The organism is Pelagicoccus sp. SDUM812003 (assembly GCF_031127815.1).
GTDB lineage: Bacteria > Verrucomicrobiota > Verrucomicrobiia > Opitutales > Opitutaceae > Pelagicoccus.
This window is the reverse complement of sequence record NZ_JARXHY010000013.1, coordinates 125,271-136,886: the sequence shown is the minus strand read 5'-3', so window position 1 is coordinate 136,886 and position 11,616 is coordinate 125,271. Positions and strand designations below refer to the sequence as shown.

The following is an 11,616-nucleotide window of genomic DNA, read 5'->3' as shown; positions in this document are numbered from 1 at the left end:
CCAAGTTAGCCACTCATCTCCAGCAACTTATAATAAGCACAACCTTATGGAAACACACTTTAAAACCGTTAAGAGGTTGCCTATCAGCATGTTATGGCGGAGAAGGAGGGATTCGAACCCCCGGACGAGTTGCCCCGTCACCTGATTTCGAGTCAGGCCCATTCGACCACTCTGGCACTTCTCCATGAAAGGCTTAGGAAAAAGAGGGAAGATCTCCCTCTAGGCAATGATTTTCGACGAAGAAAACGACGCAGGTAAAGCGACCGCTCGCCTCGGCCCGAAATGGAGCCGCTTCCTCCGAGTCAACTCTACTGCGATAGCCGCCAGACGCCGCCCTTGTCCGAGGGTATCGAGTGAGTCGTAACCTCTCCGCTCGGCCATCTCACTCTGGCTTCGACCAAGGCGCGAGTATCTGTGACTGCGACCCAAAGCGCCGCTTCGCCTTGGGCGAGCCATCCGCCCCCCGAACTGACTTCATGGGTTGAGACGCTGCCGTCCGTGTAGCTCAGCTCGATGCGGGCTCCGATGCCATCGGGGTTGGCGGAAGGCCCGCGGAGCTCAATCTTCGTCCATAGCGCCGAATCTGACGCACTTTGCAGGAAACGGGTAGAACCTCCCTGCTGCGTCATAAACAGGCCCGGTCGCGACTGTCCTGCAGGATCCAACAGAGTCAGGGCCATTGCCGGGCCGGAAATCGCTAAACCCGATCGATCTGGGGGCAGAACCTGAAAACCTCCCTGACCATCTCCTATTAGAAAAACGCCGAGGGCTCCCTCGAAGGCTGGATAGGAGACGTCGGAGTTCTGCACGGCGCACAGGTCGATGCTCCCGTCGCCGTTCAGGTCGCTCACGACCAGCCCTTGCATGGGTCCTGCCTGCGCCAGATGAGGGAAGGCCTGAAATGCGAAGGAGCCGTCGGATTTGCTCAGGAAAACGCCAGACTGGAAGGAGTCGGCCTCGAGCAGGTCGGCCTGCTCCATCTGTTCCACGCCAAATACGTCTTCCATGCTTGCGACCGAGTAGTCGTTGTTTCGTGGATACGACCGGTAGATCTCCGACAGTGTCGAGCCGAGATCTCCTCGGGAGCGAAGCGGATACCATTTCCCATCTTCGTAATGCGCCTCGATCATCACCTTGGTGGATCTCCTTCCAAAGACGCCATAATAGAGACGAGCTGGATGCTCGCGAGACGCTTGGTAGCTCGTATTCAACCCCAGGTTGCCAGCGACAACGTCGAGTCGGCCATCGCCATTGAAATCACCGCTTGCCAGACTGTTCCACCAGCCCCGTCCTCCCGATTCGAATCCCCACGAAGCGGTGACGTCCTCGTACACGCCTGCTCCCACGTTTCGGTAGCAACGGATGAAATCCCATTCCAAGGCCAGCAGAAGGTCGGGTTGCCCGTCGCCATCGAGATCGCGAAACAGGGCGTCCTTGACAAGGCCGCATTCGCTGAGACCGGTCGAGCTTTGGGTTATATCGACGAATCGGCCGGCGTCATTTCGAAACAGATAGCTGCGCGGCGTTTCGGGATAGCTTCCAGGAATGGAACGTGCGCCGATGAACAAGTCTAGATCGCCATCCGCGTCGACATCAGCCAGGCAGGCGGCGCCGGCGTTTATTTCCACCGCGGGGAAGCGCTCCGTGGCAACCAGCTTGCCGTCCTCGTTGACTGAATACAGAACAGGGATGAATCCCTGAGGCCATCGGGAACGATTGGCGCTCGATCGAGTCACCAGCAGATCAAGTTGACCGTCGCCTTCGGCATCGAAGAACAAGGATGGTCCGTGCTCGACCGAGGGCGGCTCGGACCCGAGAGGGAGCGTTGTCCTGTATCGCCCCTTTTCTGCAATCAGCAACTTCGCGGGAGAACCTGTGGTCGCGGTGAGAAAGAGTTCTTGCATCCTGTCGCCATTCACGTCGGCGACGGCGATTCCTGGCCCTCGCCTATCGGTTCGAAACGGGAGCAGAGCCTGCTCGCTCTCAGGTAAAGCAGGCCGCGACTTGTCCTCCATCTGAAGACCATAGGCTTCGGTTCGATCTTCGAAAAGCGGCTTCTCCGCTTCCACCACGATTTCGCTCCCAGACGGCTCCTCGGTGATCAGGTAAGAATAGTCGCTTTCAAGATTTTCGAAAACCTGTTCCGCTCCGGAAGGCCAGCGAACCGTCAGCTTGCGCACCAGTTGGCTGTCGCCCAGACCGAAGTGAGCGACGAGTTCGCTACCGGAAGCGTACCCTCTAGCAGGAGTGAGCGAACGCAGCTGCTGCCCCATCTCGGTCTCAGCCACGATCACCGCGTCCACACCGAAGCGATTGGATCGGGTGCCTTTCAGCCGCACCTGTATTCGACGATTCCCTACATTGTCGTTTCGATGAACCGTCACACCACCATCGTGATTGAGATAGACTAGGTCCAAATCCCCATCCTTGTCGAAATCAGCCGTTGCCGCCCCGAACGAAACGCCTACCTGATCGAGTCCCCAACTTTCCGATACATCAGTAAACTTCACTCCTCCTAGATTTCGGTAGGCGAGATTGGACTCCTCCAGCTTTGGCGCTCTTTTCATCACCGCCACCCGCTGACTTTCGGAACGCGCGCGCATCATCTGGGTAAGAATGTCGCTATTGTTGGCTTCCCGCAGCATACCGTTAGTGACGTGCAAGTCCTGCCAGCCGTCGTTGTCAAAATCCTCGAAACGCAGCGACCAGGTCCAATCCGTGGCCTCGAGTCCGGCTAGGCAGGCAACCTCCATGAAGACCCCGTTTCCGGCGTTTAGAAACAAGGTGTTTCGCGCATACTGGCTCACCATACCGCTTTGAGCCGCCATAGCGAGGGCCGACTCGGTAGAAGCAGCTGGCTGACGGCGGCGTTCCGTGATTCGAGAGGTCGCCGCCATGTCCGCGACCAGAAAATCGACTTTCCCATCGTTGTTGATATCCGCGCGGTCCGATCCCATGGAGGAGTAGGAAATATGGGGCAGCATCTGGCTCAGGACGTTCTCGAAACTTCCGTCGCCACGATTTCGATACAGGTAATCCGGCCCGGCGTAGTCGTTAGCGATGTAGAAATCCTGCCAGCCGTCCAGATCGAAATCGAACCAGAATGCGGAATGCCCGAAACTCACCGCAGAAATTCCCGCCTGAAGCGTCACCTCCTCGTAATATCCATCCCCAAGATTTCGATACAGGCGATCGGCGCGGCCGCTGGGCTCCGAGCCGTCGACTTGATTGGTCAGAATCAGCACATCCAGCCAACCATCCCGATCGTAGTCGGCGAAGGCTCCAATCACGCTCCCATCCGCCAAAGCCAGTCCCCGATCTTCCGCCTCCTCCTCAAAGGTTCCGTCGCCTTGGTTCATGTAAAGAAGATTCGGGGCGTCATTTCGGCAAACGAAGAGATCGAGCAGACCGTCGTTGTCCACATCAGCAAACACGGAACCATGCCGCCAGATCACGCTCTCGTCCGATGAAAAGGCTCTGGAGACCCAGTCCAAAATCGAGCCCTTCTCCGACAAGCCAGCCTCTTCCGTGACATCCTCGAAACGCCAGTCTCCAAGGTTTCGATACAGCCGCCCAGGCTTGGTCTTGAGCGTGACGTACAGATCGACCCAGCCATCGCCATCGTAGTCTCCAGCAGCCACGCCCGAGCCCATGCTGCCACCCATGTACTCGCGGTAGCGATTTCCCCACATGGAAGGATCGTCATAGAGGTTCTGCGCCACGATGCCGGTTCGATCGGAAGAAAGTTCACTGAACAATCGTTTCCCATCGCCCTGCGACGCATCGAGAAAGGGTTGCTTGCTGATCGCACCGTCGTTTTCAGCGGCCTGCAGCATGGAGGCGCCGAAGCACAGAATGGCGGGGACGAATCGAAGAGGAACGTCGAAAAGCATGGTCGGGGTAGAAGATTAGGCGGCGGTCTTCGGGAAAAGCGGATACCTGTGATCCGAAGTTAAAATACAACAAATGTTCGCTGACCGCGCAATTCCTATGTGAGAGGAAGCGCTTTCAACGCGCACCGGCTTGAGGTTTCGGCAAGGAGCGAGGCGGAGACGCAAACCGTTCGAAAAGGGCATGCAAGCGACGAAACTCCTGGAGCGCCCACTCGCTGAGCCAATCGGAGCGGCTGCGAATACCGCTGCCCCTTGAGCCAGGTCAGATACCGCTCTCGAGCCCGAGCCCGCAGGCGGCGATTTTAAGCTTATCGTAAAAACCGGGGGGGCGCTTGCGAAAAGCCTGCGCGAAGCTCCATTCCCGTTGGATGGAAGCCTGCACCCGCTTCGCCACCGTTCCCAACTCTCGAATCCAACCACGCAAAAAGCTAAACGTCAACGAACCCCGCTATTCCCATGGTCAAATCCCTAGCGAAACCCAACGACCCGAACGGCGACAGCAACGGCTCTTCGCCTCGCAAGCGACCGGCAAGAAAAACCGCCAGGATCTCTCGCAGCGAAAACGAGCAGCGACTGCAATCCATCGTAAGCACGCTCCTCAACGCCACCGAAGAGGTCACGAACAGCATCACCGACGCCACCGACGCGGTCCGCACCCTGGAGAGCAACATGGCGAAGGTGAGCTCCGCTTCCAGCCGCACCGCCGACGCCGCCGACCAGGCCCGAGTCGCTATCGAATCCATCGAAAAAACGGCCACCCGCTCCAGCGCCAAAGCCAAGAACGCCATGGATCAGGCCAGGGATCTGAAGAACCGCTCCGCCGACACCTCGGAGATGATTCAGCGACTGATCCTCGGAGTGAACAACACCGCTCGGGCCAACATGGAATCCGCCGGAAAGATCGCCGAGCTGGAACGTCAGTCCGACGAGATCGGCAACATCGTGAACGCGGTGGCCCGCATCGCCGACCAGACAAACCTGCTCGCCCTCAACGCGGCCATCGAAGCGGCTCGGGCCGGAGAGCACGGAAAAGGCTTCGCGGTGGTCGCGGACGAAGTAAGAAACCTGGCGGAGCTCTCCGAAAAAAGCGCCCGCGCCATCCAGGACGTCGTCCAGCAAATTCAGCATCAGGTCAAAACCGTCACAGCCGACACCGAAACCGCCGCCGCCAAGGCCGAGGAAGAAATCGGCAAAGCCGAAGTCATCACCGGCGACCTGAGCTCAATCTCGACCAATTTCAATGGCATCTTCGACACTGCCCAACGCATCGCGAACTCCGCCGAGCTCACCAACGCCGCGGCGCTCGACTACTTGCGAAACGCCGAGGAGATCGCCAGCGCCGCAGAGCAAGCCAGCTCATCGGCCGAAGAATCCTCCAAAGCGGTGCAGGAGGAAAGCCGGGCCTTCGCGGAAATGGCCGGAGCCGCCCGCGCCATGACCCGTCTGGCACAGTCTCTCAGCGACTCGGACGACTCCGAAAAAAGCTCCGAGGAGCTCGCGGCGGCAGCCGAGCAGATGTCCGCCAACGCTGAAGAGATCCGAGCGTCCGCAGCGGAGATCTCCGTGGCCATTTCGGAAATCAATCGGGCCATCCTGAGACAGACCCAAGCCTCCAAAGACTCCATCACGGTCGGCGCCCAGCTCGACGAGCAAGCGAGAGAAATGAGCGAAGTCGCCAGAGAAAGCAGCGCCCTCGCCGATGACACCTGCGAACTGCTCTCGAAAAACAACCAGAACATCGCCGACCTCATTCGAGACATCGAGGAATCCGCTTCCGTCGGAAACCGCTCGGCCAAAAACATTGAGGAGCTGCGCAACCGCATGCGCCAGATCGACAAGATCGTCGATACCATCGTCACCATCACCATCCAAGTGAACATGCTGGCGGTCAATGGAAACGTCGAAGCGGCCCGAGCGGGTGAATTCGGAAAAGGCTTCAGCGTAGTTGCAGCGGACATACGCTCGCTGGCCAACGAATCCTCGGAAAACGCCGACAAGATCAAGGATATGGTGCGCAGCATCTCCGACCAGATTTCAGAGGTTTCCTACGAGATCCATCGCGCCGCGAAGACCTCCAGCGAAGAGGCCGGGCGGGCCTCCGCCACGCTCAGCAGCCTGAACCAGCTGGTCAGCGAAACCTCGCGCATTTCCGATAGCATCAAGGAGATCGAATCCGAAAGCTCGTCGACCGTGAACCTGCTCGACGAAGCCCTGGCTTCCTCCAAGGCGATCAGCCAATCAGCGGAGGACGTATCCAAGGAAACGGAAGCCGCCGCTCGCGCCGCCAGCGAAGGAGCCAACTCCGCAGCCGAAATCGCCAACGCGGTCGAGGACATCGCTCACCAGGCGGACGAATTGCAGCACCTCAGCTAGTCGTTGCTACGTGTCGTACCATGAAAACCGATACAGGCAGCGATTCGCGCGACGCCCATGCTGAGCGACACGCCTCGCAAGAGGAGGAGACCTCTTCGCAAGTCGTCACCTTTCAGGTCGGGGCGGAAGAATACGGCTTCGACATCCTTGACGTTCGGGAAATCGTTCGCCCCATCCGCGCCACGCGCATTCCACTCGCTCCCGCCCACGTAAAAGGAGTCGCCAACCTGCGCGGCGAGATTCTTCCCATCGTCGACCTGAGAAAGAAATTTGGCGCAGCCGTCAGCGACCTCGGCGACAAGTCGCGCATCCTCGTCATCGACCGAGCCAAGCGACAGACCGGGTTGATCGTCGATGCGGTGCACTCGGTGCGAAGGATAGATCGCCAGCACATCGAGGACGCGCCGCAATCCATCAGCTCCGCAAACGGTCGATACTTGCGAAACGTGGCTCGTCTGGACGATGGAAGCCGCATCGTGATGAACCTCGACACGGACAAGATATGCGAGATCGAGATCGATCCTACGCTCTTCGAGCGGGCACCTTCGGAAACCGTGAAACAGACCAGCGGAAAACCTAAATACGTATCCGAAGAGACGCGACAGGTTGTCCTATTCGAAATCGACTCGACGGAATACTGTCTGCCCATCGAGCAAATCCAAGAGGTCATTCGTATCCGCGATCCCAGGCGCCCCTCGAACGCGCCTGCCTTCCTAAGCGGTTTTCTCTCGCTGAGAGGAAATGTCCTGCCCGTTATCGATCTCAGAAAGATCCTGGGACGCCAGAGCATAGAGAAGCAGCGTCAGAGGGAGCTCAGTCTCCTGAAGCTCTCCTTCGAGAGTTGGAGCGATCGACTGATTGAAGACATGGCCAAAGGCTCGCTTTCCGATGACCACCTTCTGTCAGGGCTCGAAATCGCCGATTCAAACGATCTAAGATCGTCGAACGATTCGCTCAACCAGGCTTACGATCAGCTGCGACTCTCCATGCTTGCCTGCCTCTCGGAAGCGAGGACGCTGTCGGAAAAAACCTGCGAAAAGCAGGAGCAACGGTTCCGCGAAAGCATCTCCGCCACCTCGCAGGCCTTCGACAAATGCTCTCGGCTGATTCAAACCGGAGCGAAAGCGGACCAGCGAATCGTCGTCGCGCGCTCCGGATCCATGGAGGTCGGACTGCAAGTCGATCGCGTGCGCGAGATCAAGGCGATCCCCTTGTCCTGCTTCGAAGAGGCCCCCTCGCTCTCGAAGAAGTCCGGCATCGAGCTGGCGGGAGTCGCCAAGATGGAAGCCGGGAAACGCATGGCTCTCATGCTCGACCCAGAACGCATCATTCCCGCCCGCGAACGAGCCGAACTGGAAGCTTCCATCAGCGAAGCGCAAACCAAGAAGGAAAAAACGCCAACCAAAGAGATGAACGCTAAGTCAAGTGTAACCGCAGAAGAACTACAGCTAGTCTGCTTCAAGTTGGGAGACGACGAGTTCGGAGCGTTGATCCAGCATGTGCGCGAGATCGATCGCCTCACGCGCATCACCCCCGTCCCCGATGCGCCGGACTACATCGACGGAATCGCCAACCTCCGTGGCGAGGTCCTCTCCGTGGTAAACCTCCGAAAGCGCCTGCAGCTCGAAGACAAGGAAAACGATGACAAGTCACGCATCATCGTGGCGGACGTGGAAGGGCAAAAGACGGGTCTGCTGGTCGACAGCGTCAGCCACGTGCTTCGCGTCCCGGCCGATGTCGTCACCGGCCCTCCCAAAGAAACCTCCGGGGCCCCGATCACACGCTTCGTCTCAGGGATAGCGAAAGCGAACGGCGGGAAGCGCATCATCGTGGCGCTGGACTTGAAGAAACTGTTAAGCGAGACCGAAACCGAAGCCGCCGAGTGACGTTTTCAACGCGTTTTACACTAAACTGAAATCTCCCGGCGAACTTCGCGCGATATCTCCCGATAACGAAAACGAACGAATCCATACCTCGTCCATGCCCATCCCAAGGAAAATCCGAGCCATCGTCGCGGACGACTCCACTCTGACTCGCAGAGCCATTTGCCGCTTGCTCGAATCGGATCCGCAAATCGAGGTGGTGGCGATCGCCCGCGACGGCGCGGACGCGGTCAACATGGCTCGCGAATACCGCCCTGACGTTATCACGCTGGATATCAACATGCCGCGACTGGACGGGCTCTCGGCCCTCAAGCAAATCCTCACGGAAGGCTATTGCCAGGCCATCGTCGTTTCGACCCACACCCCCAGAAACGCCGACGCAACCATCGAAGCCCTCTCGCTGGGCGCCTTCGACTGCGTCGCAAAACCGGATGGTGACGACTCCCGCGACTTGCAAGCGATTGCCCACGAGCTAATCGAAAAAATAAAGGCCGCTGCCCAAGCCGATCTCAAGCAGCAAAGCGACGATGCCAGCGCTCGTAAGCCGGAGGCCATCTTCGAGCCCGACTTTTCGGCCGAGCAGGAACCGATCGATCGAGGAACGCCTGCTCCGACGCGCGCGATCGCGATTGGCATTTCAACTGGCGGTCCGACGAGTATCCAGAAAGTGCTGCCACGCTTTCCTGCCGATCTTGATGCAGCGATATTTCTAGTGCAGCACATGCCCGCAAACTTCACCTCATCGTTTAGCAAAAGGCTCGCATCCAAATGTTCGATACAGGTAGAGGAAGCCAGAGCGCGGCAGAGCATACGCTCTGGCGTATGCTACGTTGGACAAGGCGGTCGCCACATGGTGCCGCATCGCCGGTCTGACAGCTCGATCACCATGCGGTGCCCTACGCAACCGCAGAGCCTATTCGTACCCTCGGTCGATGTCATGTTCCGAGCTGTCGGAAAGGCGTTCGGACCGCAAAACACCATCGCCATCCTGATGACCGGCATCGGTCACGACGGAGCGGAGTCCATGCTGGAACTGAAGAATGGCGGAGCCTACACCATCGCCGAAAGCGAAGAAACCGCAGTGGTCTACGGGATGCCGCGCGCCGCCTACGAACGCGGTGGCGTCTGCGAAGCGCTGCCTCTGCACTGCATCGCCGACGCGGCGCTCAACCACTTCGCAACCCGTTAAGGACATGGAGGCGCTCGATCTGAACACCCTTCTAAAAGGCCTCAAGCACGAGGACGAAACAGAGCGCATCTACGCAGCCGAGGATCTCGCGCACCTACAAGACGACACGGCCATCGACCCGCTCATCAAGCAGTTCGAGCGCGACGATTCGATCGCGGTTCGCGAGGCCATCAACCAAGCGTTGCTGACTTTCGACTCCCCTCTTCTGGTGGAAAGAGTCTGCGACTGGCTCTACAGCGGCGCCGCTGCCACCCGCAACGCCGCAGTCCGCTTGCTCCAGAGCAAGGGCGAGCGAAACTGCTCGTTTCTCGAAAGCCTGTATTCGTCAGAGCGCGACGCGGACATCCGTAAGTTCATCGTCGATGCCGCGATGATGTTTTCTCCTCAAAACTGCTGCCGTTTCATGGCTATGGGACTGGAAGACGAGGATATCAACGTACGCATCGCAGCGGTGGAATACGCGGGACAACGCCAGCTGCTCGAACTAGAGGATCACATTCTTCGTTTGCTGAAGGCCGAACAGGAACCCATGCTCGTATCCAGCATCCTGGAATCCCTTTCTAACTTCGACTCGCCAAAGGCTTTCGAAGCGATCAAAGCTCGATTCAGCGAACTGCGTGAAGAGGAAGGTTTCTACCTGCCATGGATCGCTCGTCTCTACGGAGCCCACGGCCAAGAGAAAGATCTCGACTACTTGATCGCCCTGCTCGAAACCTGCCCTGGCCAGGTGGACGGCGTGCTGTCCGAGGGCATATCGCGCTTGCTGCAGCGCTTTCCAGACCTCCCCCTGCCCGACTGCCTGCATCCCTGGTACGAGGCGCTGTTCGAGCAAAGCCTCGACGACTGCGCCATCGACAACGCTCTCGACTTGCTCGTCAAGCGATCCCAAACTCCGCAGGCTCGTCAGCTTCTGACCGGAGCTCTGAACAGCTCCAGCAGCCGCGTTCGCACTTTGGCAACCGAAGCGATCGATGGCTCGGCAGCGAAAAGCGCGCTCCTCTCTGAACTGGAGAAACGACTTCGCATCGAACGCGACCCCGAAACCAAGGAGGCCCTGGAAAATGCAATCGGCTAGCCAGACCATCCCTTTCGAAGTCTTCACGCGACTGCGCGACTTCATACGCGAGAAACTGGGCATTCACTTCGGAGACAACAAGGCTGCCTTTCTCGAAAAGCGGGTGCTGCAACGTCTCCAGTTTCTGGATATATCTAGCTTCAAGGAATACTACCACCACCTACGCTACGCGGACAGAGACGGCTTCGAACTGCAGGCTCTCACCGATCTCATCACGACCAACGAAACCTACATGTTTCGCGAGTTCGAGCAGCTGGAAGCGTTCGCGAACAGCTGCCTTCCCGAAGTTTACGAAAAGAAACGGAAGCAAGGCGACGCCACGCTGCGCATTTGGTCGGCGGGTTGCTCGACCGGAGAAGAGCCGTATACGCTCGCCATCATCCTGATGGAGGTGCTCGACGACTATCGCGAGTTCGAGATCGAGATCGTCGCTACCGATGTCGATACGCGAGCGCTCGAGCGGGCCAAGACCGGCTACTACCTCGATCGCTCCGTCAAGCATGTTCCGAAGGACTACTACGGGCGTCACCTCCAGTTCAACGGCAAGGAACACACGGTGCTGCCCGACACCCGCAAGCTGGTTCGCTTCGAACACCTCAACCTTTCCGATCGACGAGCCATGCGCCGCCACCGTGGCTACGATTTCATCTTCTGCCGCAATGTGCTCATCTACTTCGACGAGCTCGCTCGCAAGAACGTGGTGGACCACTTCTATGTCGCGCTGAACCGAGATGGCTACGTTTTCCTCGGTCACTCCGAGTCAATCGGGCGAATCTCCAACGCATTCCATCTCAAGAAAATGAACAACCATCTCGTGTATTCGAAATCCTGATCCGCTATGAATAAAGTACTCGTAGTCGATGATTCCCTGACCGCCCGCAACTACCACCGTAGCATCTTGCAGAGCGCCGGATTCACCGTAGGCACAGCGGAAGATGGCGCCCAGGGATTGGAGCTGCTTTTCAAGACGCCCTACGATGTCATCCTGACCGATATCAACATGATAGGGATGAACGGATACGACTTCATCCGCCGCGTTCGAGCGGAAGAGGAATACCAGGAGATCCCTATCGCGATCATCTCCACCGAAAAGGAGGACGAGGACATGCGTCTCGGCTACGAGGCCGGAGCCAACGTCTACATCACCAAACCCTGCAATCCTATGACGCTGCTGGAAAACGTCAAAATGCTCGGTCGCTAGAG

Annotated in this window: 7 protein-coding genes and 1 tRNA gene; 6 read left to right on the top strand and 2 right to left on the bottom strand. The window is 58.3% G+C overall.

The genetic code is table 11. The features are described 5' to 3' along the window. Positions 1-94 precede the first annotated feature (94 nt). A tRNA-Ser gene (locus QEH54_RS16925) sits at positions 95-184 on the bottom strand. Positions 185-308: 124 nt separating this feature from the next. Next, the gene (locus QEH54_RS16920) at positions 309-3,893 is read right to left on the bottom strand and encodes an FG-GAP-like repeat-containing protein (RefSeq protein ID WP_309019893.1); all 3,585 of its coding nucleotides are present in this window, start codon (positions 3,891-3,893) and stop codon (positions 309-311) included. Between the two features lie 456 nt (positions 3,894-4,349). Between QEH54_RS16920 and QEH54_RS16915 the strand changes: the two genes are divergently transcribed. The 6 genes from QEH54_RS16915 (at position 4,350) to QEH54_RS16890 (ending at position 11,614) form a co-directional block, all read left to right on the top strand. Then, complete coding sequence (locus tag QEH54_RS16915) at positions 4,350-6,266, top strand: methyl-accepting chemotaxis protein (protein WP_309019892.1); 1,917 nt, start codon at positions 4,350-4,352, stop codon at positions 6,264-6,266. A gap of 20 nt (positions 6,267-6,286) precedes the next feature. Further along, on the top strand, positions 6,287-8,152 hold the full coding sequence (locus QEH54_RS16910) for a chemotaxis protein CheW (protein ID WP_309019891.1): 1,866 nt from the start codon (positions 6,287-6,289) through the stop codon (positions 8,150-8,152). Between the two features lie 94 nt (positions 8,153-8,246). After that, positions 8,247-9,338 (top strand): chemotaxis response regulator protein-glutamate methylesterase, encoded by a 1,092-nt coding sequence (locus QEH54_RS16905; RefSeq protein ID WP_309019890.1) that lies wholly within the window; start codon positions 8,247-8,249, stop codon positions 9,336-9,338. Between the two features lie 4 nt (positions 9,339-9,342). Continuing rightward, positions 9,343-10,413, top strand: a complete 1,071-nt coding sequence (locus QEH54_RS16900) for a HEAT repeat domain-containing protein (protein ID WP_309019889.1) — start codon at positions 9,343-9,345, stop codon at positions 10,411-10,413. After that, positions 10,400-11,245 carry a protein-glutamate O-methyltransferase CheR gene (locus QEH54_RS16895; RefSeq protein WP_309019888.1) on the top strand — a complete coding sequence of 282 codons (846 nt, stop codon included), beginning with the start codon at positions 10,400-10,402 and terminating at the stop codon, positions 11,243-11,245. Before QEH54_RS16900 ends, QEH54_RS16895 begins: the two co-directional genes overlap by 14 nt. Before the next feature lie 6 nt (positions 11,246-11,251). Then, complete coding sequence (locus tag QEH54_RS16890; protein ID WP_309019887.1) at positions 11,252-11,614, top strand: response regulator; 363 nt, start codon at positions 11,252-11,254, stop codon at positions 11,612-11,614. Positions 11,615-11,616 lie beyond the last annotated feature (2 nt).